Annotated in this window: 20 protein-coding genes; 6 read left to right on the top strand and 14 right to left on the bottom strand. The window is 72.5% G+C overall.

Going from position 1 to position 23,553, the window contains the following annotated elements; all coding sequences use genetic code 11:
- The 6 genes from ACFWPS_RS46140 to ACFWPS_RS46115 form a co-directional block, all read right to left on the bottom strand.
- Positions 1-1,533: a Wzz/FepE/Etk N-terminal domain-containing protein gene (locus ACFWPS_RS46140; protein ID WP_383718119.1), complete on the bottom strand. Its 1,533-nt coding sequence runs from the start codon at positions 1,531-1,533 to the stop codon at positions 1-3.
- Complete coding sequence (locus ACFWPS_RS46135; protein WP_383718115.1) at positions 1,530-2,903, bottom strand: Wzz/FepE/Etk N-terminal domain-containing protein; 1,374 nt, start codon at positions 2,901-2,903, stop codon at positions 1,530-1,532. Before ACFWPS_RS46135 ends, ACFWPS_RS46140 begins: the two co-directional genes overlap by 4 nt.
- The gene (locus ACFWPS_RS46130) at positions 2,900-4,162 is read right to left on the bottom strand and encodes a glycosyltransferase family 4 protein (protein WP_383718113.1); all 1,263 of its coding nucleotides are present in this window, start codon (positions 4,160-4,162) and stop codon (positions 2,900-2,902) included. The genes ACFWPS_RS46135 and ACFWPS_RS46130 overlap by 4 nt, the downstream gene beginning before the upstream one ends.
- Positions 4,152-5,468 (bottom strand): nucleotide sugar dehydrogenase, encoded by a 1,317-nt coding sequence (locus tag ACFWPS_RS46125; RefSeq protein ID WP_383718110.1) that lies wholly within the window; start codon positions 5,466-5,468, stop codon positions 4,152-4,154. Before ACFWPS_RS46125 ends, ACFWPS_RS46130 begins: the two co-directional genes overlap by 11 nt.
- Before the next feature lie 82 nt (positions 5,469-5,550).
- Entirely contained in the window at positions 5,551-7,029 is a 1,479-nt protein-coding gene (locus tag ACFWPS_RS46120) for a sugar transferase (RefSeq protein ID WP_383718107.1), read from the bottom strand.
- 699 nt (positions 7,030-7,728) lie between these two features.
- Entirely contained in the window at positions 7,729-7,917 is a 189-nt protein-coding gene (locus ACFWPS_RS46115; RefSeq protein WP_383718104.1) for a hypothetical protein, read from the bottom strand.
- Between the two features lie 916 nt (positions 7,918-8,833).
- Between ACFWPS_RS46115 and ACFWPS_RS46110 the strand changes: the two genes are divergently transcribed.
- Positions 8,834-9,718 carry a CmcI family methyltransferase gene (locus ACFWPS_RS46110; RefSeq protein ID WP_383718100.1) on the top strand — a complete coding sequence of 295 codons (885 nt, stop codon included), beginning with the start codon at positions 8,834-8,836 and terminating at the stop codon, positions 9,716-9,718.
- Between the two features lie 84 nt (positions 9,719-9,802).
- Here ACFWPS_RS46110 and ACFWPS_RS46105 read toward each other — a convergent pair whose 3' ends face one another.
- Entirely contained in the window at positions 9,803-10,573 is a 771-nt protein-coding gene (locus ACFWPS_RS46105; protein ID WP_383718097.1) for an IclR family transcriptional regulator, read from the bottom strand.
- A gap of 293 nt (positions 10,574-10,866) precedes the next feature.
- On the opposite strand from ACFWPS_RS46105, the gene ACFWPS_RS46100 reads away from it, so the two are divergent.
- Positions 10,867-13,758 (top strand): BTAD domain-containing putative transcriptional regulator, encoded by a 2,892-nt coding sequence (locus tag ACFWPS_RS46100; protein ID WP_383718094.1) that lies wholly within the window; start codon positions 10,867-10,869, stop codon positions 13,756-13,758.
- A 130-nt stretch (positions 13,759-13,888) separates the two neighbouring features.
- Here the strand turns inward: ACFWPS_RS46100 and ACFWPS_RS46095 are convergent, their stop codons facing one another.
- The 4 genes from ACFWPS_RS46095 to ACFWPS_RS46080 all read right to left on the bottom strand — a co-directional run bounded on the left by ACFWPS_RS46095 (position 13,889) and on the right by ACFWPS_RS46080 (position 18,663).
- A complete protein-coding gene (locus ACFWPS_RS46095; RefSeq protein WP_383718091.1) occupies positions 13,889-16,084 on the bottom strand; it encodes an ATP-binding protein in 2,196 nt (731 codons plus the stop codon).
- 62 nt (positions 16,085-16,146) lie between these two features.
- The gene (locus ACFWPS_RS46090; RefSeq protein ID WP_383718088.1) at positions 16,147-17,214 is read right to left on the bottom strand and encodes a maleylacetate reductase; all 1,068 of its coding nucleotides are present in this window, start codon (positions 17,212-17,214) and stop codon (positions 16,147-16,149) included.
- Positions 17,211-18,068, bottom strand: coding sequence for a dioxygenase (locus ACFWPS_RS46085; RefSeq protein WP_383718085.1), 858 nt, complete (start codon positions 18,066-18,068; stop codon positions 17,211-17,213). The genes ACFWPS_RS46090 and ACFWPS_RS46085 overlap by 4 nt, the downstream gene beginning before the upstream one ends.
- 82 nt (positions 18,069-18,150) lie before the next feature.
- Entirely contained in the window at positions 18,151-18,663 is a 513-nt protein-coding gene (locus tag ACFWPS_RS46080) for a hypothetical protein (protein ID WP_383718082.1), read from the bottom strand.
- A 130-nt stretch (positions 18,664-18,793) separates the two neighbouring features.
- On the opposite strand from ACFWPS_RS46080, the gene ACFWPS_RS46075 reads away from it, so the two are divergent.
- Positions 18,794-19,141 carry a cupin domain-containing protein gene (locus ACFWPS_RS46075; protein WP_217555406.1) on the top strand — a complete coding sequence of 116 codons (348 nt, stop codon included), beginning with the start codon at positions 18,794-18,796 and terminating at the stop codon, positions 19,139-19,141.
- Between the two features lie 68 nt (positions 19,142-19,209).
- Here ACFWPS_RS46075 and ACFWPS_RS46070 read toward each other — a convergent pair whose 3' ends face one another.
- Complete coding sequence (locus ACFWPS_RS46070) at positions 19,210-20,241, bottom strand: LacI family DNA-binding transcriptional regulator (protein WP_383718079.1); 1,032 nt, start codon at positions 20,239-20,241, stop codon at positions 19,210-19,212.
- Between the two features lie 122 nt (positions 20,242-20,363).
- On the opposite strand from ACFWPS_RS46070, the gene ACFWPS_RS46065 reads away from it, so the two are divergent.
- Both ACFWPS_RS46065 and ACFWPS_RS46060 read left to right on the top strand, forming a co-directional pair.
- A complete protein-coding gene (locus ACFWPS_RS46065; RefSeq protein WP_383718076.1) occupies positions 20,364-21,530 on the top strand; it encodes a phytanoyl-CoA dioxygenase family protein in 1,167 nt (388 codons plus the stop codon).
- Positions 21,531-21,647: 117 nt separating this feature from the next.
- Positions 21,648-22,652, top strand: coding sequence for a Gfo/Idh/MocA family oxidoreductase (locus ACFWPS_RS46060; RefSeq protein WP_383718073.1), 1,005 nt, complete (start codon positions 21,648-21,650; stop codon positions 22,650-22,652).
- A gap of 70 nt (positions 22,653-22,722) precedes the next feature.
- Here ACFWPS_RS46060 and ACFWPS_RS46055 read toward each other — a convergent pair whose 3' ends face one another.
- Positions 22,723-22,968, bottom strand: a complete 246-nt coding sequence (locus ACFWPS_RS46055) for a hypothetical protein (protein WP_383718070.1) — start codon at positions 22,966-22,968, stop codon at positions 22,723-22,725.
- Positions 22,969-23,009: 41 nt separating this feature from the next.
- On the opposite strand from ACFWPS_RS46055, the gene ACFWPS_RS46050 reads away from it, so the two are divergent.
- Positions 23,010-23,312, top strand: coding sequence for a hypothetical protein (locus tag ACFWPS_RS46050; protein ID WP_383718068.1), 303 nt, complete (start codon positions 23,010-23,012; stop codon positions 23,310-23,312).
- Here the strand turns inward: ACFWPS_RS46050 and ACFWPS_RS46045 are convergent.
- On the bottom strand, positions 23,300-23,470 hold the full coding sequence (locus ACFWPS_RS46045; protein WP_383718065.1) for a hypothetical protein: 171 nt from the start codon (positions 23,468-23,470) through the stop codon (positions 23,300-23,302). The two genes, ACFWPS_RS46050 and ACFWPS_RS46045, sit on opposite strands and share 13 nt — an antisense overlap.
- Positions 23,471-23,553 lie beyond the last annotated feature (83 nt).

The raw sequence follows: 23,553 nt of genomic DNA, 5'->3' as shown, positions 1-23,553 counted from the left end.
CTAGCGCACCTCCTGCTCGTTCTCCGGGCCGCGGGCGGCCCACACCGGCTGCCGCTCCGTCCGCCGCCGGCCCGTCCCCGACCCCGTCCCCGCCTGGGTGGCCGGCCGCTCGCTCCGGCCGCGCAGCGCGGTCTGCAGCCCGTCCCACAGGGTGCCGTCGGTCCGGTCCCGCGGGTCGGGGTCGATCAGCACCACACCGATCACCGGGATGCGCTGGTCCGCGAGCTGCCGCGCCACGGTGTGCAGCCATGCGGCGCTGCCGTGTCCGGCCCGCACCACGAGGACGGTCTGGGTGCCGAGGTACTGGAGGTCGGTCCACGCCGTGCCGGGCGCCACCGAGCCGACGCCGATCCTGCGCTCCTGGGGCGGCACCGTCGCGGCCTGCTCGGCGCCGACCACGGTCGGGTCGCCCGGTTTCTGGCGTCGGCCCGCCAACTGCTGGCGGGGCAGCGCGTCGACGACGGTCACCGGCCCCTCCGCCGCCAGGTTCCTGGCGAGGTCCAGGGCGATCACGCTCGTGGCGCGCGCACAGCCCAGTTCCAGCAGCGACACCGGTTCCGTGGAGCCGCGCAGGGTGCGGGCCAGGGACGCGGCGAGCCGTTCGCGGGTCAGCCGGGTGCGTCGGCGCTGCCACGGCCTGCCCGGCCGGCGGGGCAGCTCCGCGATGACCGAGGCGCCCAGGTTCGCCGATATGTCCCGGCGCAGCACGGGGCGGTCCGCCACCACCGTGCCGACCGCGGCCAGCGCGAGCCCGAGGAAGAGCCCGAGGACGAGGCCGATCGCGGAGTCGGTGGCGACGGCCTTGGGCAGGGAGTGCCGCAGTGCGCGCGGGGTGTCCACGATCTGCGTGCCGGCGACGACCTGGGGTGCGCCGGTCCGCGCGTCCGCGGCGCGCTCGTCGAAGTCGGAGATGCGTGAGTTGAGTTCGGCACGGCGGGCGAAGAGCGATTCGAGGGTCGCCGACGCCTTCGGGTCGCTGTCCGCCTGTTGGTTTCCGATCTCCTTGTTGACCTGGGCGAGCTCGTCCCGCATGCGGTCACGCTGGTCGAGCAGGGCCTGGGCCTCGGCCTGCGCGGTCCGCTGCATCCGCTGCACGTGGTCCGCGACGAACGCGTCGGCCAGCGCCTTGGCCCGGGCCACCGCGTGGGCGTCGGTGTCGCCGGTCACGGTGATCTGCAGCAGGTTGTTGGTCAGCCCGGCACCTTTGTACTCCTGCAGGAAGTCCTCCGGTTTCTCGGTGGACTTGAGGGACCGCAGGGCCTTGCCGGCGATCTGTGTGGTCTGGAGCAGCTGGACGTCGGTGCGGATCAGCGTTCCGGTGTCGTTCGGCTGGTCCGCTTCGTGCGCGACCAGTACTTCGGTCACCGCGGTCGGCGCCGGCGGCATCGCGACCGCCAGCCCGGAGCCCCCCAGCAGGCCGAGGAGTGCCGTGGCGTACCAGAGGCGGCGGCGCCTGCGCACCGCCACCACCAGGGCCTGGAGGTCGAGAAGCGGAGTGGCGGCCGACGACTCCGCGGTCGTGCTGGTCGTCACGCTGAACCTCCTGTGGCCTGGCCGCGAACCGCGAGTGCGAGAGTGGCGTCGTCCGGAGGGTGGTGGCCGGCGGACCGTGTCTCACGGGCGCGGACCGGGTCGGCGACGACGATGCCGAGGATCTCGTGCCGGCCGTCCGCACACGCCTCGGCGATACCGGCGAGCTCCTCCGCGGTCCAGCTGCCCGCGCTGAGGACGACGAGGGCGCCGGACTCGGTGTCGCGGTCCGGCACGATCGGCCGGTCCACCGAGACCTCCACCACCCGCAGCTGCGGATCGCTCTTGGCCTCGGCGGCAAGCTGTCCGGCGGCCCGGCGGGCGATCCCGTCGCCGTCCGGTACGACCACCAGCAGCCGCCGGGGGGCGGGCAGTTGGTCACGGAGGCGGGCGCACACCCGCCGGTAGCGGATACGTCGAGCGGCCTCGTCGTCGGACCTCGGCGGGGTCGGCAGGTCCCACCGGGTGTCGGCGCCGAGGAGCCGGCGGAGCCGGCTCCCTCGGGCACCGGCTTCCGGCCGGTGCGCGCCGCGCCCTCCCTCGGGCACCTCCACCGTGCCCAGCAGCGCCGAACCCAGCGCCGCGGTGATCTCCGGTTCGGTGCGCAGCCGGCGGTTCATGCGTGCGGCGGTGAGGTGGCCGACGACCGCGAGCAGGAAGAACAGCAGCGCTCCGGCGGCGATGAGCTGGATCCTCGTCGGCGGCGCCTGGCCGGTCGGCCGGGCCGCCGGCCCCATGACGACCATGCCGGCCTTGTTGTTCGCCGGGTTGGCCTCGTCCAGCTTCGTCATGGCCTCCTCCAGCGAGGTGCTCAGCTTTTCGAGCTCCGTCCGGGCCTGCACGCCCTCCACGGTCTGCCCCGGATCGGCCGCGTTGGCCAGGTCGGTGATGCGGCGGTTGGCCTCCTCGACCTGCTTCCGCAGCGCCTCGGACTCCGTGGCCGCCGCGGAGTCGGTGCCGCCGCCCGCGATCCGCGAGGCGAACCTGACGAACTGCTGGGCCACTTGGTCGGAGAGCTGCTGCGCCCGCTTCGGGGTGTCGGCCGTACCCGAGATCTTGATGATGTTCCCGTCGGCGGCCGAGGCGGTCACCCGGTCCCGCAGCTCGGCGTCGCTGACGTCCTTCCAGCGGAGCGTGGCGGCCGCGCGGTCGACCACCGTCGAACTGGTCGCGATGTCGACCTGGGTCAGCAGCTCGCGCTCTTCCCACTGCCCCGGCAGCAGGACCGACGCCGACGTCGTGTACGTCGGTGGGAAGACCACCGAGGCGCCGTAGCCGACGAGTGCGCCCACGACGGCGAAGACGGCCAGAAGCCGCCAGCGCCGGCGGAATATCCGCCCGATGGTGACCAGACGTATCGATTCCTCGCTCAACTGCGCTGCCTCTTCCTTGTTCGAACCTGATCGGCCGCCGACACCGGGGTGTCACGGCAGGCGGCGGCGTAGGCAGCAAGCAGCGACGCTTGCGAGTTGCGCCAGGAGAGCGGTCCGCTCACCCGCTCCTGGCCGATCTTGCCCATCCGGGCCCGCTTGTCCGGATCGTCCAGAAGCAGCGCGATGAGCTCGGCGAACTCGGCCTCGTCGTTGGCGGGCGCGTAGACGGCGGCCTCACCGGCGGAGACGCGCGCCTCCTTCAGGTCGAAGGAGACGATCGGCCGGCCCATCGCCATGTACTCGAGGACCTTGTTCATGGTCGACACGTCGTTGAGCGGATTACGCGGGTCGGGCGAGAGGCAGACGTCCGCGGTGGACAGGTAGCGCACCAGGTCGGCGTCCGGGATGCGCCCGGTGAACTGCACCTGGTCGTCGAGCCCGAGCCGCCGGGACAGCTCCACCATCGCGTCGAAGGCGTCGCCGGAGCCGACGAACACGGCATGCCAGTCGGTCCGCCCGAGCTCGTCGCGGAGCTTGGCGAGGGCCCGAAGGGCGTAGTCGACGCCGTCCTGAGGGCCCATGACGCCGAGGTAGCACAGCAGATGAGGCTTGCCGCGCTTCAACTCCTCCTCCGGCGGCACCGGTTGGAACCGCTCGATCGCGGGCGCGCTGCGCACCACGAAGACGTCCTCCGGCCGCCGGCCGCCGCGGCGCACCGCGACGTCCCGGTAACTCTCGTTCGTGGCGAGGACGACGTCCGCGGCCCGGTAGGTCCGCCGTTCCAGTGCGCACACGGCGCGGTAGAGCAGGTCCTTGCCGCGGTCGAACCGGGAGAGATACAGCTCGGGTACCAGGTCGTGCTGGTCGAAGACGAACCGTGCGCCGCGCCGCTTCAGCCACAGTGCCGGCAGGAACAGCAGGTCGGGCGGGTTGCATGCGTGGACCACGTCGACCGGGCCGACCTTGCGGGCCAGCCGGGCCGTGTGCCAGAGCGCCGAGCCGTACTCCTTCAGGTAGCCGGCCGGCCCTCCGGTGGCCGCGCGCAACGGGTAGCGGTGGATCCGCACCCCGTCGATCTCCGCCTCCGGCTCCGTGTCGCGTTTGCTCCCCTGCGGACAGATGACGTGCACCGTCCAGCCCGCGTCGCGGAGCGTCGTGCACTCCTGCCACACCCGCCGGTCGAACGGCACCGACAGGTTCTCCACCAGGATCAGCGCGCGCCGGTCGGACCCGTCGCCGCTGACTGCGTTACCAAGCAAGGCCCATGTACCCCGGTTCGGTCCGGCGCGTCTCCGCGTCGGGTAGGCGGATGAGGTCGACGATCACGGGTCCTTCGCCATGGGGCAGCGCCGAAAGCACGGCCGGGTCCCTGGTCCCGACCAGGCACACCTCGGCGTGTTCGAGCACCTCGTCGACGGAGTCCGCGAGCAGCTGCGCGAGATGCGGCAGCCGGCTCTCGATGTACTCGCGGTTCGCGCCGAGCAGCCGGGAGAGGCTCACGTTGGCGTCGTAGATCTTGATGTCGTAGCCCTTGCCGAAGAGCCGCTCCGCCAGCTCGACGAGGGGGCTTTCGCGGAGGTCGTCGGTGCCGGGTTTGAAGGACAGCCCGAACAGGCCCACCCGGCGCTTGCCGGTGCGCTCGACCAGGCCCACCGCACGCTGCAGGTGGTCGGAGTTGGAGGTCAGCACGTGGGCGAGGATGGGGACCGAGACGTCGGCCCGCTGTGCCGCGTGCACCAGGCTGCGCAGGTCCTTGGGCAGGCAGGAGCCACCGAAGGCGAAGCCGGGCCGCAGGTAGGCGGGGCTGATGTTCAGCTTGCGGTCGGCCAGGAACACGTCCATCACCTGGTGCGAGTCCACCCCGAGCGCCTGGCACACCGCACCCAGCTCGTTCGCGAAGCCGATCTTGAGGCCGTGGAACGCGTTGTCCGCGTACTTGATGGCCTCGGCCGTCGGGACCGGCACCCGGAACACCTCGCCGGGCAGGCCGTCGTACAGCGCCAGCACCGCGTCGCCGCTTGCCGGGTCGAGTTCGCCGACGACGGTCTTGGGCGGGTCGAAGAAGTCCCGCACGCTGGTGCCCTCGCGCAGGAACTCCGGGTTGACCGCGACCCCGATGTCCACCCCGGCCAGACCGCCGACGTGCTTCTCCAGGATCGGTACCAGCAGGTTCAGGCAGGTGCCCGGGAGCATGGTGCTGCGGAACACGACGGTGTGCCGCCCGCCCCGCTCGGCCAGCGCGGCGCCGATCTCCTCGGTGACCCGCTCCAAGTACGTCGTGCACAGGCTGCCGTTGGGCTCCGACGGCGTACCCACGCAGACCAGTGACACCTCGCTGTCCATGATCGCCTCGCGGACGTCGCCGGTGGCACGTAGCGCTCCGGTCCGCACGACCTCGGCGATGAGCTCGCCGATACGTTCCTCCACCACCGGGGCCTTGCCGTCGTTGACCAGGTCGACCTTCACCTGGTTCACGTCCACCCCGATGACCTCGTGACCCATGCCGGCCAGGCACGCGGCTGATACGCAGCCCACGTAGCCGAGCCCGAAAACGCTGACTCTCATGACCCGTCCCTCCCCCCAGGCAGGCCCTTGTGGCCTGCGGTCCGCGCGTCGGCGGGACCCATGAGTCGCAGCCCCCCGCGCATCAGTAGGCCCCCTGCCCGTGGAGCACCGCACGCATCGTCTTCCACAAGATCACTGTGTCGAGGGCGAGCGACCAGTCCTCCACGTACCGCAGGTCGAGGCGGACGGCCTCCTCCCACGGCAGGTCGCTGCGTCCGCTGATCTGCCACAGGCCGGTGAGCCCGGGCTTGACCAGCAGCCGCCGCCGGATGTCCGGGCCGTACTCGGCGCACTCCTCCGGCAACGGAGGCCGCGGACCGACGAGCGACATCGATCCGGTGAGCACGTTGAAAAGCTGCGGGAGTTCGTCGACCGAGTACCGGCGCAGCACCGCTCCCACCCGGGTCACCCGCGGGTCCCGGCGGAGCTTGAACAGCAGTCCGGCGCCCTCGTTGCGGTCGGCGAGCTGGGCACGTGCCCCGTGTGCCCCGACGGCCATGGTGCGGAACTTGAGAATCGTGAACTCCCGGCCGTCCTTGCCGACCCTGCGCTGGCGGTAGAAGGCCCCGCCCCGGCTGTCCACCAGCACGAGCAGCGCGGCGAACATCATCAGCGGCGCGAACAGCATCAGCAGGACCACCGCGCCCACCCGGTCGACGACCTCCTTGATCGCCCGGCGGCCACCGGTGAAGGTCGGCAGGCTGACCCGCAGCAGCGGGATCCCGAGCACCGCGTCGACGTGCAGCCGCGGACCGGCCACCTCCATCAGCACCGGGGCCACGACCATCTCGGCATCGCTGCCTTCGAGGTTCCAGGCCAGCCGCTGCAACCGGTCCGGTGTCCAGTGCGGGTCCGGTGTGACCGCGACGACGCGGTAGCCGTCGTGGCGGACGTGCTTGGCGACGTCCGTCAGCCGGCCGACGACCGGCACTCCGTCCAGCTCGTCTCCGTCGAGCCCGCGACCGTCCGACGTGCACACCGCCTCCACCCGCCAGCCGATGTGCGGGTACTTGCGGGTTCGGGTGATCAGGTCGCACACGGTGGCCGGGCTTCCGGCAGCGAGCACCGGTCTGAGACACCGCCCTTCCTTGCGCTGTTTGTGCAAGGAGAGGCGGAGCAGATACCGCGCGGACATGGTGACGAGCCCGATCGCGGGGATCGCGACGAAGATCCACAGCTTGATGTTGCGCGAGGTGAGGGCGATCCCGCCGAGCGCCAGTACGACGGTCGCCGCGAACAGCGAGCGTCCGAGCCTGCGGAATTCCTCGGCGCCCTGGCCGAGCACGGCCGGCGCCCAGGACCGGCCCACTGCGAGCGCCGACAGCACCAGCAGCTCGGTGCCGAAGGCGAGAATCCCCCACTTCTCGTGCCAGTTGGCCGCGTCCCGGGCCCCGAAGAACTCGCCGATCCCGGCCGCCACGAAGGCGGTGGCCACGGTGTCGCTGATGATCACGGTACGGCGGTACCGCTGCTCCCACTCGATCGCCGGCCTGTTGATTGCCCCGTTCGCCAGACGCTTGCGCGCCGGCGGAAAAGGGTCGACTAGTCCCCCCTGCCGCACAGAAACCCCCCGGTCCCCAGTGGTTCGACATGGTGCACTGACACGGTTCCTCCCCCGGGAGGCCCCCGCCTCCCGCACGCTTCCGCCCCCGGGAGGCCCCCCGGCTCCCCGCGCCGCGCTGTTCTTCCCGCAGGTGGCCCCCGCCCCCCGCGTATGACATCCCGGCTACTTCAGCGCTACTTGAACAACCCGCCCTTGCCGCAGCGGACTTGCATGCCCTGCCAGGCTCCCGAGGTGTACGGGAACCCGTCGGGACCCCGGGTGCTCCCCGCACCCGAAGCTCCTTCTGGGCCCCAGGAGTTGATCACCCCCACGTCTGGCGCCAGAGATGCGGCCACCAGCCGTCTGTATCGACGGACCCATAGATCATCATTTGTCGCCTCGTGTCCCAGCATGTGCGAAGCACGGTCAATCTAGACCATCGGGGCCCGCCTGAAGAGAGGGTTGTGTGGAATTTGTGCTCATGATTTGAAGCCGAGCCCACGGGTAGTCGGTCGCCTGCGGGTGCCCCGGCGACGGAAGACGTGCCCTGTGACCTCCGATGACGCGAGTTCTCCGAGCTGCCGGCACCGGAAACCCCGAGGCATCCCGGCACCGCCAACTGGGCTGTATTCAGCGCCTGTTCGGCCGATTCCTGTCGGGTGAGCACGGGGCGGCAGGTGCGCGGGCGGACGGTCGACGGCACATGGGAAGGGATCTTCACCACTCCGCTCGCGCGCAAACACCGAGGGCGGCCTCGACCGGGTCGTCGTCGACGCCACAGCGGTGCGCGCCGACCGAGGCCGTCGCCTGCCCGGCCACCGCCGGGACGAAGGGCTCCGCGGCGGCCACACGCCCCCGGCAGGGCTCCAGGGCCAGGGTTCCAGGACTCCAGGCAGGTACGACCAACTCCTTGCGCAGATGTGCACGTTCGAGCAGCCACCGGGGCGCGCCCGGCAGGCGAAGACGTCGGCTATTCGGCGCATGGCGCGACTTCGAGACCCCTTTGCCCACGGACGCGCGCTTCCGCGTCGGCCGTATCGGTGCGCTGTCGCCCACCCCTCCCCGACGAGGCCTTCAACGGATGGCGAGTCAGCCGCACCGCCTCGCCCTCAACCCCTCGATCTGCCCCACTAGGCAGGATTTGCTGCCTACCAGGCCAGTGACATTGCGAGAGAGCCCTTCCCGGCCCCAGTAAGCGGTGGTAGCTTCTCCGCTTAGGCGGGCCGGCGACGAGACCCAGGACCGGCCGTCATGTGCGGCTGGGCCGCAAGGGTGACATCAACTCCCCGTGTCAATTCCCGGGCCGGGTCTCCGAGTCCGGCAACCAGCACAGAAGCAGGTTCGGCATGGTCGAGTCGGCGGGCCGCGAAGGCGGCGACGCAGCGGAGGTTGCTTTACCGAACCCCGGGCCGCCCCAGGCGCCACCATCATCGAGCGCCGCGGGCACGGGTACGCCTCACGGGCACCCGAAGCACATCCACGGCTACGGCTGCCGGTCGGCCCACGCGAGGGGTACAGCCCCGCCCACGGCCTGATCACCTCACCTCGACGACCGCCCGTCGGCACAGGTGGTCCCGTGCCGGGCGAATGCCTTTCCGACCGGCAACCCGCACCGGGAGGCGGTGACCGACGTCTTCCAGTCGCTCGTCCGGGAGTTCACGGGTTACGAGCTCGTGGATGTCTTCTCCGGCCTGCGAGCCTACCGCCGCAGTCCGGCACCGGGCCGTCGTGGATCAAGTGGCCGTGGAGTCCCGCCCGCAAGCTCCGACAACCGCTGCGGAAAAGATCGAGGACAACTGCTTCGTGCTCCTCTCCCAGCTGCATGGAAAGGTCCCGCCCGAGTGATCAGGAGCAGCCCGGCAAACCCGTGACATCAATTTCCCTGCTTACCCCAGAATTCCTTGCTCACCCCGGAAAGGGAGAGACGATGACCGACCAGGAATCAGTGGTCCTGCCGCCCCACGTGCACGACCCCGAATCACTTCCGCCCGAAGTGCGGGCCGCTGCCGAAGGCAGCCTGCTGACTTACTGGCAGGATCGTGTGGGCCAGCATGTGCATGATTCGTACGCGGGTGTCCGTCTCATGAAATTCCCCGAGGACCTGCGGATGTTCGAACACCTGCTATGGCTCTCCCGGGCCCAGGTCGTCGTGGAACTCGGCACCCACTCCGGTGGTTCGGCGCTGTGGTTCCGGGATCGACTGCGCGTCCTGGCCGCATACGGTCTGGTTCCCCAGGACATCCGGGTGGTCTCCGTCGACCTCTCCCAGAAGCACACCCATGACGTCCTGGCCGCGGCCGACAGCCGCTATGCCGAGGACATCACCCTGCTGGATGGGGACGTACTCGATCCGGGGACCAGCGTCCGGGTCGCCGAGTGCATTCCGCAGGGAGCACGCTGTCTCGTGGTCGAGGACATCCGGCACGCCTACGAGACCACCTACGCCGGGCTGTCCCACTACTCGCGGTTCGTCCCCGAGGACGGCTTCTTCGTGGTCGAGGACGGCGTAATAGATTCCCCCGAGCTGTGCGTCCACATCAAGCCGCCGGGCGAGACCGGCGGAGTCGTGTCGGCCGTACAGGACTGGCTCTCCACCGACCAGGGGAAGGCCTTCCAGAAGCGATCGGACCTCAACAGGTACGGCATCTCGTGCCGCAACATGTGGCTGCGCCGCACAGCCGATACGGCCCCTGCTCCGGCCTCCTGAACGCACTCGCGCAGTGGTCCGGGTGCCATGGAGAAGGGCGCCCGGCCGAGGTCCTCCCCAACCGGGCGTCCGCTGCCCGCCGGCTCAGCGGCCGCGCAGGGCGGCGCCGATCATCCTTCCCGTCTGCTGCACCACGCCCGCAAGCCGGTCCAGACTGTGCGCGGGGTCGGTCACGACGCTCAGGGACGCCAGCGGCGCGCCGTTCGGGCCGGGTACCGGCACAGCCACACAGCAGACGCCGGCCGTCACCTCCTCCCGGTCGAAGGCGACGCCCCGGTCCCGGATCGCCTCGGCCTGCCGATGCCAGGACCCGGGCAGCGGGCCCAGCGGGAGCCGCGGATACGCCCCGGCGACCAGCACCTTGCCGGCCGCGGTGAACCACGGCCAGACCCCGCTGTCGAGCGATCGGCCGGGCGCCCCGGCGGTCTCGCCGGGCGTCCAGTCCAGGACCAGGGTCTGGCCCTCCCGCAGTACGTTGAGCCCCACCGTCGCGCCTGTGATGCGCGCGAGGCGGCGGGCCGGTGCCCGGGCGGCGGCGCGCAGACCCGGGTACGGCTGCCAGCCCTGCCCGAGCCGGAAGATCCGCGGCCCCATGCGGTAGCCCCGGCGGCTTCGCTCGACGGCCCCCAGTTCGACCAGCTGCTCCAGCAGGCGGTACGAGGTCGTCTTGGGCAGGCCACACTCCGCCGCGAGCCTGGTCAGTCCGGCCTCTTCGGCCCGCTCCACCGCCCCGAGCAGCGCGAAGGCGCCCTCCAGCACACTGCGTCCGCCGCCGTCCGGCGGATGCGGAGCAGGCGGCGGGTGTGGTGCCGTGCGCTGTGCCTGCGGGTCGTACGGGCGGTCCGGTGGTCGCACCGGCAATGCCGCCGTTCTTGTGGCTGTGGCTCCCCGTTGTTCGTTCACGTGCCTCTCCCCCGGATACCGCTCGACCGGCGCTCCCCTGCCGCCGTTCCCCGTGTGCGGTGCGCCGCCGTGCGTGGAGTCTCCACGCCCCAGCAGACTGAAGTCCGCGTCATCAGACTGAAGTTCGAGTGTGGCTGAGAACGTTGTCGATAGGTTGTCGCCCAGCGCGAGAATGTGTGCGCCAAGTGAAGGACAGCTGTGCGGGGAGTGTGGATACCGTGGTGGAATTACGCCTTCTCGGACCCGTGGAGCTCCAGATTCAGAGCCGGACCGCCGAGGTCGGGCCACCGCAGCGGCGGACCGTGCTGGCCGCGCTCGCGGTGGACACCGGCCGCCCCGTCCCGGCCGACGTACTGGTCAGACGGGTGTGGGGCGCCGATCCGCCGGACGGGGCGCGGCGCGCGCTGCACGCCCACGTCGCCCGGCTGCGCCGGCTGTGCGAGCAGACCGAGGACTCGGGACACTCCCGGTTGCGTCTGGTGCGCCGCTCCGGCGGATACCTGCTGGAGGCCCGCGAGGACCAGGTGGACATCCACCGGTTCCGGCAGCTGGCGGGCCGGGCCCGGGAGACGGGGCGGACGGACGAGGCTCGGGCTGCGCTGCTGCGCGAGGCACTCGGACTGTGGCACGGGGAACCGCTGGCCGGGCTCGGCGGGCAGTGGGCGGCACGGGTGCGTGAGGCCTGGCGGCGGCAGCACGTGGACGCCGCGGTCGCCTGGGCCCATGTGGAGTCGCGCGTCAGCGATCCCGTCGCCGTGATCGGCCCGCTGACCGAACTCCTCGACGCGTACCCGCTCGTGGAACCGCTGACCGAGGCCCTGATGCGGGCGCTGCACGTCGCCGGCCGCAGCGCGGAGGCACTGGACTGCTACGCCGCCGTCCGCAAGCGGCTCGCCGAGGAGCTCGGCACCGACCCCGGTGCGGAACTGCGGAAGGTCCACGAGGCGATCCTGCGGGGAGGTCTGGCCGAGTCCGTCGCACGGCCGGTGTCCCGTACACCGGTCCGGAGCGCTCCCTCGGCACGGCCGTCGGCCGTGGCGGCCCCCTGGCCGGGTGCGACTCCCTGGCCGGGGGCGGCACCCGGCCAACTCCCCATGGGGGTCCAGGGGTTCATCGGTCGCGGCGAGGAGCTCGCCCGGCTGGAGGCCATCCTCGCCTCGGCGGCGGACCAGCCGTCGGCGGTGGTGATCACGGCGGTGTCGGGCACTGCCGGAGTGGGCAAGACCGCGTTGGCCGTGCACTGGGCACGCAGCGCCCGACGGGCCTTCCCCGACGGCCAGTTGTACGTGAACCTGCGCGGCTTCACACCCAGCGGGTCGGTGCTGGGCCCCGCCCAGGCGGTACGGGGTTTCCTGGACGCCCTGGGCGTGCCGCCGGCCCGGATCCCGGCGGGTCTGGAGGCCCAGGTCGGCCTGTACCGCAGCCTTCTGGCGGGGCGTCGGGTACTGGTGGTGCTGGACAACGCGCGCGACGCCGAGCAGGTCCGTCCGCTGCTGCCCGGGGCGCCCGGGTGTCTGGCGTTGATCACCAGCCGGAGATCGCTGACCGGTCTCGCGGCCACCGAGGGGGCACAGCTGCTGACCGTCGGCATGCTCGCCGCCGAGGAGGCCCGGGAGTTGCTGATCCGCCGGCTCGGGGCGGAGCGGGTGACGGCCGATCCCGATGCCGTACGGGAGATCGTCGGCCGGTGCGCGGGCCTGCCGCTCGCGCTCGCGATCGTCGCCGCCCGTGCCGCCGCACAGCCCGAACTGCCGCTGGCCGCCCTCGCCGAGGAGCTGCATCTGGCCGACCGGCGACTGGACGCCCTGGACGGCGGAGAGGCGAGCAGCGAGGTACGGGCGGTGTTCTCCTGGTCGTACCGGGCGCTCGGCCCGGAGGCCGCCCGGCTCTTCCGATTACTGGGCCTGCATCCCGGCCCGGACGCCGCGCTCCCGGCCGTCGCCGCGCTGGCCGGCGTACCCGCCGCCCGCGCCCGCGTGCTGGTGGCCGAACTGGTCCGCGGACATCTGCTCACCGAACAGCCCGCCGGCCGGTACGCCTTCCACGACCTGCTGCGCGCCTACGCGGCCGAACTGGTCGCCACGCACGACAGCGAGGACACCCGGCGCGCCGCGGCACACCGCATGTTCGACCACTACCTCCACACCGCGCACCGGGCGGACGCCCTGCTGACCCCCCGGCCCAGTCCCACTCCCCTGCCACCCGCCCAGCCGGGCGCCGCCGCCGAGGAGTTGTCCGGCCACCGGCAGGCACAGGCCTGGTTCACCGCCGAGCATCCGGTCCTGCTCGCCGCGGTGGAGCAGGCGCCCGCGGCCGGCCTGCACAGCCACACCTGGCGGCTGGCCTCGGCGCTGACGACCTATCTCGACCGGCACGGCAACCGGCGGGCGCTGATCGCCGCGCACACCGCCGCGCTGGAGGCCGCCCGGCGCGCGGGCGATGCCGTCGGGCAGGCGGAGGCCCACCGGGGGCTCGGGCTCGCCGAGGACCGGCTGGACCGTCCGGGCGCGGCCCGCGCGCACTATCTGCGCGCGCTGGAGCTGTTCGGCGAGGCCGGCCACCACGCCGGGCGGGCCCGCATCCATCAGCACCTGTCCCGGATGTCCGAGGCCCAGGGCCGGCATCAGCAGGCGCTCGGCCACGCCCACGACAGCCTCGCGCACCACCGTGCCGTCGGCGACCGGGCCGGGCAGTCCGCCGCGCTGAACCACATCGGCTGGATACTCGCCCAGCTCGGCGACCACCGGCAGGCCCTGACGTACTGCCGTGAGGCCCTGGAGCTGGCGCGGGAGACCGGGGACCTCAACGGGCAGGCCCACATCCAGGACAGTCTCGGTTTCATCCGCCACCGGCTCGGCGAGCACGCCGAGGCCGTCGACCGCTATCAGCAGGCCCTCGAACTGTTCCACCAGACGGGCGACCGGCACGGCGAGGCCTCCGGTCTCGTCTGTCTCGGCGACGTCCACGGCGCCACCGGCCGCCCGCATCCCGCCCGCACCGCGTGGACCCAGGCGCTGGCCATCACCGTCGAACTCGGCCTTCCGGACACCGATCCGCTGCGTGCCGGGCTCCTCGAACGGCTCGGCCTCCCTGTCGCCGACGGCTCCGCTCCTGACTCCGGCTCGCCACCGGACTGAGGCCGGGCGCCGGGTTCGGAAGGCGGCCGGTACCCGGATGCCGGCGGTCGTGCCGATCGGCGGCGGGTCCGTGCCGGCCTCGCCGGTCCGCACGGGCCGTGCGGCGCGGCGCATCCGGCGGCCGGGACGGCTACGCCTGGGGCACGGAAGCGATGTCGCTGTTCAGCTCGCTGTCGAGGACCTGATCGTTGGTCTCCTCGGCGATCTCCCTGGCCCGGGCGAACCGGCGCAACGCCGCAGCGGTCGTGCCCAAGGCGGATTCGACCCGGCCGAGTCCCTGCAGCGCCCGGGCCTCGCCCCGGCGGTCGTGCAGTTCCCGGGTCAGTTCCAGGCTTCTGCCGAAGGCACTCGCCGCCGCGCCCAGGTCGCCGTTGTCGAGCTGGGCCTGTGCCAGACCACGCCAGGCGAAGGCCTCGGCCCGCCTGTCTCCGAGATCGTGGAACTCCGCCAGGGCCTGTCGGAACAGCGCGATGGCTTCGTCGTGACGCTCCTGGCCGCAGCGGACGACCGCGAGACTGCGCAGTGCCTGCGCGGTGAGCCGGCGGTCCCCGGCGGCCTCCAACTGCTCGGCGGCGGCGGTCAGCCGCTCCGCGGCCGTGTCCCGCTCGCCCCGATTGCGGTGGACGATGCCTTGCCCCAACCTGACGGCGGCCATGCCGTGCCGGTCGCCGGACGCCTCGTACCCGGCCAGCGCCTCCTCGTAGGCGGCCATTGCCTCATCGGGCCGACCCAGGTAGCGGGAGAGCGCCCCGGCGTCGAACAGCGTGATCGATTCCGCCCAGCGGTTCCCGGAGTGCCGGGCCGCGGCCAGCGCCAGGCCCAACGCCGCGTCCCAGTCGTCCCAGGCGGCCAGCATCTCGAAGAACGGAGCGGCGATGTGGGCGAGTTCCCATGCCGCATCCCAGCCCTGCCGTTCGTGTGCGAACCGCACGCACGGCACGATGTCGTGCCGCTCTGCGATGAACCACGCGACCGGGTCACGCAGCAGCCGCTCGCGGTCCTCGGCCTCGATCTCATAGCGCGGGTGGGGACTGGTCTTGCGCAGTTCCCCCGGCTGGAACCGGTCCTCCGCCTCGGCGGCGAGCGCGAGATACGCGCCGAGAAGCCGGTCGGCCGCGGCGTCGGCCTCAGGTTCGGGCTGCTCGGCGGCGAGGGCGCGCAGCAGGTCGTGGAACCGGTAACGGGGGGCACCGGTCTCGTCGGGGCGTACGGGGTCGAGCAGTTGGGCGGCCACGAGTGCGTCCAGGTGGCGCTCGGCGTCGCGCGACGGGATGTCCATGAGCGCGGCGAGCGGCCACGCCGCGAAGTCGGGTCCGGGAAAGCGGCCGAGCAGCCGGAACGCCCGCTGCTGCTCGGCCGTCAGGCCCTGATAGCTGATCATGAATGTGGATCTGACGTCGAGGTCGCCGATCTCCAGGTGGTCCAGCCGGTGGCGTTCGTCGGCGAGACGCTCCGTCAGGGCGGGCAGGCCGAGGTCCGGACGCTCGGCCAGGCGCGCCCCCGCGATGCGTACGGCCAGCGGCAGGTGCCCGCACAGCGCCACCAGCCGCCGTGCGTCCTGCGGGTCGTTCGCCACCCGTTCCGGACCGGCGACCCGGCCGAGCAACTCGACCGCCTCGTCAGGGTTCAGGAGGCCGAGGACGACCGGGTGGGCCCCCTCGATGCTGCTCAGCGGGGCTCGGCTGGTGACGACCACCGCGGAGTCCGGCCCGCCGGGAAGAAGCGGCCGCACCTGCCTGGGTCCGTTGGCGTTGTCGAGGACGATGAGCAGCCGGCGTCCGGCGGTCAGCGTGCGCAACATCTGCTCGCGGTCCTGCTGGGCGTCGGGAATCGCGTGCGGGTCGGTACCCAGCGACCGGAGGAAGCTGCCCAGCACCTCGGCCGGTTCGGCCGGCGTGGCGTCGTACCCGCGCAGGTTCGTGAACAGCTGTCCGTCGGGGAAGTCGGCTGCGACACGCTGCGCGGCCCGTACCGCGAGTGTCGTCTTGCCCAGTCCGCCCCGGCCGGAGATCGCGACCAGTGGCCCGGTCGGCCGGTTCCTCGTACGCAACAAGTCGTCCAGTCGGGACAGTTCGGTCCCGCGGCCGGTGAAGTCGGCGATGTCACGGGGCAGTTCCCGGGGCACCTGACGCTGTGGCACCGACGGCCGCACGGCGCTGTCGGCCTGGAACCAGGCGAGCGCTCCGCCGATCAGCGCGCTCACTCCGGCGAACGCGAGCTGCTCCGGTCCCACGTCGCCCAGGACCTGCCAGCCCGCGGCGACCGCGGCGAACGCCCCGGCGGCGCCCGCCACTGCCCAAAGTCCCCGCGCCACCCGTGAGTTCACATCGCGCATGGTAACCGAGCAGACACTCGCAGAAGGGTACGACCGTGCGGGGCCCTGCGGCGCTACCGGACCGGCCCGCCCTCGTACGCCGCGCGCAGCACGCTCAGTGCCTCGTCGGTCGTGACCGGTCTCGGGTTGGCGTACGGCTGCCCGGCGACCTGGGCCGCGGCAACCGCCAGGTCCGCTTCCTTCAGGCCGAGTTCGGCGAGGGAGCGCGGTGCGCCGAGGCGACCGGCCAGTTCCTGCAGGGCGGTCGGGGCATCGTCCGCGCCGAGGGCCCGGGCCACGGCGGCGGCCGCCTCCGGCGCGGCGGGCGCGTTGAAGGCGAGGGCGTGGGGCAGGACGACGGTGTGGGTCTCGGCGTGCGGGAGGCCGAAGGTGCCGCCGAGGACATGGCACAGCTTGTGGTGCAGGCCCATGGTGGTGGCGCCCAGGCAGGCCCCGCACAGCCAGGCGCCGTACAGGGCGCGGGAGCGGGCCGCTACGGCGTCCGGGGCCGCGGCGATCTCCGGCAGCGCGGCCGCCAGTGCCCGTACGCCCTCCTCGGCCATCAGCGCGATCAGCGGCGAGCCGTCGGGGGCGTACAGCGCCTCGACGGCATGGGCGAGGGCGTTGATCCCGCTGGTCACCGAGAGCGGGACGGGCAGGGAGAGGGTGAGTTCGGGGTCGTAGACGACGCTGCGGGGCAGGACGACGGGGTCGCGGCCGGTGCGTTTGACGCCGTGCTCGGTCAGGCCCCAGACCGGGGTCATCTCGGAGCCGGCGTAGGTCGAGGGCACGGCGATCAGCGGGAGTCCGGTGCGCAGCGCGACGGCCTTGCCGAGCCCGATGGCCGAGCCGCCGCCGACGGCCACACAGCCGTCGGCGCCCGCGGCCCGGGCCGCCTCGACGCCCCGGTCGGCGACCTCCACGGGGACATGCATCCGGGCCCCGGTGTGCAGGCCCGCGCAGGCGTCCCCGAGTGAGTCGGCGACCGCCCGCGCGGTGTCCGCGCCCCGCTCGCCGCTGAGCACCAGCAGCCGCCGCAGCCCCAGGTGACGGGCCTCCTCGGCGGGTGCGGAGAGCGCGGCACCGGGCCGGAAGACCACCCGGGCGGGACGGGTCTCGTAGACGAAGTCGAAGGGGTTCACGAGCGCTCCAGGACCAGGTCGAAGCGGGCGTGCCGGAACGGGTTCGGCACGCCGTACTCCTCGGCCAGGGCCGGGTCGTCGGTCGGGGTGAAGTCCTTGACCAGGCTCTCCTTGACCGCGAACACGGCGTCGGAGTCCAGGTACGCACCACCGGCGACGAAGATGTGCGTGGTGACCGGCGCATGTCCCGCGGCCGAGACGATGAAGTGGATGTGGGCGGGGCGGTAGGGGTGCCGTCCGGTGGCCTTCAGCAGGCCTCCCACCGGGCCGTCGGTCGGGATCGGGTACTCGCTGGGCACGCAGGTCCGGAACCGGAAGCGGCCCTCGTCGTCGGCGGTGAACAGGCCGCGGCCGTTGCCGGGCGGCTGGACGTCGGGCTGCTGCACGTCGTAGAAGCCGTGCGGGTCGGCCTGCCACACGTCCAGGACCGCGCCGGGCAGCGGGGTGCCGTCGGCGGAGCGGACGACGCCGCTGACCACGCAGGGTTCGCCGGTGCCCGCCAGGTCGATGCCGGCGCCGAGTTCCCGGACCGGGGACTCGGTCATGTGGAAGGGGCCGAGGACGGTCGACTCGGTGCTGCCGGGGCCGCTGTGTCCGTTGACCGTCTCGACCAGCATCGACAGGCCCAGCACGTCGGAGAGCAGGATGAACTCCTGCCGGGTGTCCGTGCAGGTCTGCCCGGTCTCGGTGAGGAACGCGATCGCCGTCTCCCACTCGCGCCGGGTCAGCCGGGTCTCGCGGGTGAAGGCGTGCAGATGGCGGACCAGAGCGGTGAGCAGCTCGCGCAGCCGGGGGTCGTCGGTGCCCCGCAGGCTGTCGACGGCCGCTGCGGTGACCGCGTCTTCGGATGTCATGCCGGCTCCTTGCCCGGAGGAACAGTGACCTTGAGTGATCGTAAACCCGTTTACCGTTCAATGAACTGCATCGACGCGGCACCTACTTGATGAGCGCGTTGGCGACCACCACGATCACCCCGAGCAACGCGTCGACCATGCCGATGAGCACGGCCAAGGGCCAACTCCGCGCCGACCAGCGGGCGGTGACGATCCCGAGGCCGAACAGGATCACGATGTTCAGAACGAAGGCCGGATACTCGACGCCCTTCGGCGGCCACCAGCCCCATCCCGCGCCGGCGAGCAGGAAGACGGTGGGCAGGACGGCCGTGACCAGCGGCCACTCGTCGGCCAGGGTGTGCAGCGCGTCCCAGCGCTGGTGCGGGGCCCGCTCGGCGATGTAGTGGGCGTAGCCGTGCGCCAGGGCGGAGGCGCAGGCGGTGACCAGGAGCCAGAGGGCGTCGTAGCGGCGGCTGGCCGCGGAGGTGTGCCCGTACTGGGTGAGCGCGGCCACCATCGAGCAGGCCAGCACGGCGCCGTAGACCCCGCCGAACAGGACGGCCTCGCGGGTGTCGTGCGCGCGCGGCCGGGCCACGGCCGCCGGGGAGTCGGGCATGCCCTCCACGATCACCCGGGCCGGGCCCGGACGCCACCGGGCACGGCCCGACGAAGTGTCCTCCCACCAGGCCGGATGCCCCACACCCTGTCCACGGCCGGGACACCGGCCGGCTCGCTAGGGTCGCCGTATGACGACGCACAGCTTCGCCCTGCACATCCCCGACGCCGAACTCGAACCCGATCCGCTCGACCCGGCGCAGATCGTCTCCGGCACGCCCGAGGTCACCGGGAAGGTGGTCTGGGAGTCGGCCGACGGCAAGCAGCTCCGCGGCATCTGGCAGATCACCCCGGGCGTGGTCACCGACACCGAGGCGGACGAGCTGTTCGTGGTGGTCAGCGGCTCGGCGACGATCGAGGTCGAGGGCGGGGCGACGTTCACCGTGGGTCCCGGGGACATGGCCGTGCTGCGCGCGGGCGATCGTACGACCTGGACGGTGCACGAGACGCTGCGCAAGGCGTACGCGATCAATCTGTGAGCGCGACCGGCGAGTCGTAGACGCGCCCCGGCGAGTCGCAAGCCCGCCCCGGCGAGTCGCGAACGCGCTCAGCGGATCGTGGGCGCGGGCATGTTGTAGGGCGTGACGACCTGGATCGCCGACGGCAGGGTCGGGCCCGCCGGGGGCAGCGCGCCCTGGGCACGCATCACCAGGTGGCAGGCCTCGCGCATGTCCTGGCGCAGGTCGTGGTGGAGGACCGCGGACAGGCGGTGCTCACGCAGCAGCCGGGTGTTGTCGTGGTCGAGGTCGTGGGCGATGAACACGGCGCAGTCCCGGCCGAGGTCGGCGAAGGCGCGCAGGGTGGCGATGTTGCCGCCGCCGATGGAGTAGACGGCGCGGATCTCAGGGTCGCGCTCCAGGGCGGCGCGGACCAGGTCGTACTGGGTGGCGTCCAGCCCCTGTCCCTCGGCGATCTCCACCAGGGCGCGCTCTGGGTATCTGGCCCGCATGGCGCTGCGGAACCCCATCTCACGCTCCTCCTCGTTGCGGAAGAAGCCGCTGCTGAGGCTCGTGAGGACGTTGCCGGGCCGGTCGCCGAGCCACTGGCCCATCAGGTAGGCGGCGGTGGCGCCGGCGGCCCGGTTGTCGCTGCCGACGTAGGCCAGCCGGCCGCTGGCGGGCAGGTCGGTGACGAGGGTGACGACCGGGATGTCCGCCGACCTGAGGCGCCCGACGGCGGCGGTGACCTCGGGGACGTCCGGCGCCTTGAGGATCACGCCCTGCGAGCCGCGGCGGGCTATCCGGTCCAGCGTCCGCAGCAGCTCTTCCACCGGCCCGGTCTCCCGGAAGTGGAACCGGGAGCGCACCACCGCCGGGTGCAGTGCCGGCAGCTCGGCCTCCAGCGCGCCGCGCACGGCCGTGGTGAACCGCTCGGGCGCATGCATCACGATGTCGACCATGAAGGTTCGGCCCACCAGCCGGACCTGGGTGCGCTGCCGGTCCAGATCGGCGATGGCCCGCTCCACCTCGCGGGCGGTGCTGTCCCGGACGCCGCCCCTGCCGTTCAGCACCCGGTCCACGGTGGCCTCGCTGAGCCCGGCCTGACGGGCGATCTCGCGGATGGGGAAGGGGTGGCCCACGGGCTGCCTCCTTGAGGGGTTTTTGATGGGTCGCTGCTGGTTGTTCGAGGGGTTTGTGCTGACAAGAATGGCAGAGCCCCGCCGTGGCCGTGACCGTGGCCGTGACCGAAAGCAGGACATCGATGTCCCTTGCCGCCGAACAGGGCCGTGCCTGGCTCTCGCAGCAGGACTGCGACCTCGACACCTTCCGTGCCCTGGTCGAGCGGACCACGGACCCGGCCGCCTACCCGCACGCCTCGGCCGTCGAGGAGAACGTCCTCGTCTACGACAGCGAGCGGCTGCGCACCGCCGGCGCGGCCCACCAGGTACGGACCGAACTCGTCCGCGCCCTCACCGACGGTCCCGGCGTCGTCGTCTTCAAGGGCGCGTTCCCCGACCCGAAGGTGGTCGACCGGGCCACCGCGGTGTTCGAGGCGCTCATCTCGGAGCAGCACGAGTCCGGTGCCGTGGCCGGCGACCACTTCGCGACGCCCGGTGCCAACGAGCGGGTGTGGAACGCCCTGGAGAAGGCGGCGCTGTACGACCCGGAGGCGTTCGCCGACTACTACGCCAACGACATCGTGGCCCTGGTCTCCCGGGCCTGGCTGGGCCCCGGCTACCAGATCACCTCGCAGGTCAACGTGGTCAACCCGGGCGGCGCGGCGCAGACCGCGCACCGCGACTACCACCTCGGTTTCCTCTCCGACGAGACGGCGGCGGACTATCCGGCCCATGTGCACCGCCTCTCCCCCGTGCTCACCCTCCAGGGCGCGGTCGCGCACGGCGACATGCCGGTGGAGTCGGGGCCGACGATGTACCTGCCCTACTCGCAGACCTACGAGCCCGGCTATCTGGCCTGGCGGCGGCCGGAGTTCCAGGACTACTTCAAGGCCCGCCACGTGCAGCTGCCGCTCGCGAAGGGCGACGCGGTGTTCTTCAACCCGGCGGTGTTCCACGCGGCCGGCACCAACCGCACCCTCGACGTGCGCCGGATGGCCAACCTGCTCCAGGTGTCCTCGGCGTTCGGGCGGGCCATGGAGACCGTGGACCGGGAGGCGGTGGCCAACGCGGTCTACCCGGTGCTGCGCCGGCGCCGGTCGGAGGGGGCGGGCGAGGCGTGGCTGGAGCACGTCATCGCCGCGAGCGCCGAGGGCTACCCGTTCCCGACCAACCTCGACAGCGATCCGCCGGTCGACGGCATGGCACCGCCCTCGCAGGCGGACCTCGTGCGGCGGGCGCTGCGGGAGGGGTGGGCGCCGCGGGTGCTGCGGGACGGGCTGCGGCACGCCGCTGCGCGACGGGAGAGCTGAGGCCGGAGGTCCTCTGCGGGTTCGTTGTGGCTGGTCGCGCCCGCGCGGCGGCAGCCGCATATCGATACAGCCCCGCGCCCCTTTGGGGCGCGTCATACATCAAGGAGTTACAGGCACATGCGTATCGGAATCCTCGGCCTCGGCCGTATCGGTGCTTTTCATGCCGAGACCCTCTCCGGGCTCGACGTCGTCGAGTCGCTCGTCTTCACCGACCCGTTCGCGGACGCCGCCAAGGCCGCCGCGGAGAAGTTCGGTGCCGAGGTCGTGGACTCGCCCGAGGCGCTGCTGGCCGCCGGTGTGGACGGCATCGTCGTGGCCGCCGCCACCGACGCCCACCCGGCCCTGATCCTGGCCGGTGTCGAGGCCGGTGTCCCGGTCTTCTGCGAGAAGCCGGTCGCGAAGACGATGGCCGAGGGCGTCGAGGTCCTCCGGGCCGTCCAGGGCAGCGGCGTGCCGATCCAGATCGGGTACAACCGCCGCTTCGACGCGGGCTTCGTCGCCGCCCGGGCCGCCGTCCAGGCGGGCGAGCTGGGGAAGCTGCACACCGTCCGCTCCACCACCCTGGACCCGGCCCCGCCGCCGGCCGCGTACATCGCCGCGTCCGGCGGCATCTTCCGGGACTGTTCCGTGCACGACTTCGACATCATCCGCTGGGTGACCGGCCATGAGGTCACCGAGGTGTACGCGGTCGGCGGCAACCGGGGTGCCGACTACATCAAGGAGGCCGGGGACGCCGACACCACCGGCGCGATCCTCACCCTGGACGACGGCACCATCGCGGTGGTCTCCAACTCCCGGCACAACGCCCGCGGTTACGACGTGCGCATGGAGCTGCACGGCTTCGCGGACTCCATCGCCGTCGGCCTGGAGGACAAGCTCCCGCTGCGCTCGGTCGAGCCCGGCGTGACCTTCCCGGCGGGCACCCCGCACGACTTCTTCATGGACCGCTTCACGGCGGCCTACCGCGCCGAACTCACCGCCTTCACCGAGGTCGTGGCCGGCACCCGGCCCTCCCCCTGCACCGTCGAGGACGCCCTGGAGGCCGGCTGGATCGCCGACGCCTGCACGCTGTCCCTGCACGAGCACCGGCCGGTCACCATCGCGGAGGTCCGCGGCGCCTGACACCCGCGGACACTCCTGCCACGGCGGGGCGGGGACCGGAAACACGGTCCCCGCCCCGCCGTCCGTCGTGTCAGGCCCGCAGTCCGTCCTCGATCGGCGTCAGGATCCGCGCCGCCCGCGCGTCGGCGTCACCGCGTGCCGGGTCGATCCGCCACAGCGCGCCGGGCTGGAGGAGCACGTCCTCCGGGTCGATGCCGGGCTTGAGCGTGCCGTCCGCCGTCCCGGCGTCCAGCAGGATGCCGATCGCGGCCACGAACGGCCCGTACCTGGAGGTGGTGGACGTCCGGGACCTGGTCGACCTCCACCTCAGGGCCATGACCTCACCGGCCGCCGCGGGCGAACGCCTCCTCGGCACCGGTGAGCTTCGTGTGGACGGCGGAGCCGGCGCGGGTGCTGCGGGAGAGTCCCGGCGAGCGCGGGCGGCAGGTCTCCACCCGTCGGCTGCCGGACTTCGCGGTGCCCCCCGCGGCCCGCTTCCGGGACTCCGCGCTGCGGGAGATCACTCCGGCGCTGGGCCGGCGCAACCGGCACAGCACCGAGAAGGCGGCGCGGCTGCCGCGCCGGCAGCCGCGCCCGGCCCGGCAGACGGTGCTGGACTGCGCCGAGAGCCTGCTCGCCCACGGCGCGGCCCGGGTCCCGGCGGCGGCTCAGAGGCCGTAGCGCACCGCGAACTCGTCCGGGTCGTAGGCGTCCCGGTCCGGATCGTGCTGGGTCGCGGGCCTGGTCTCCACCATGTCCTCCGGGCGTATCCGCTCGGGCAGCGCGCCGAACCGCTCCTTGCGTGTCACGGCCTCGGCCGCGGTCTCCTCGTGGCTCATGCTCGTCCTCCCCGTCGTAGCGGGCGTCACCCGTCACCTGGAAAACGCGCGCGCCCCGGCGGGTGTTCCCGAACCCGCCGGGG

Source organism: Streptomyces sp. NPDC058457 (genome assembly GCF_042720695.1).
Taxonomy (GTDB): Bacteria; Actinomycetota; Actinomycetes; order Streptomycetales; family Streptomycetaceae; genus Streptomyces.
The sequence above is the reverse complement of the archived record's forward strand: the minus strand, read 5'-3'. Positions and strand labels throughout refer to the sequence as shown.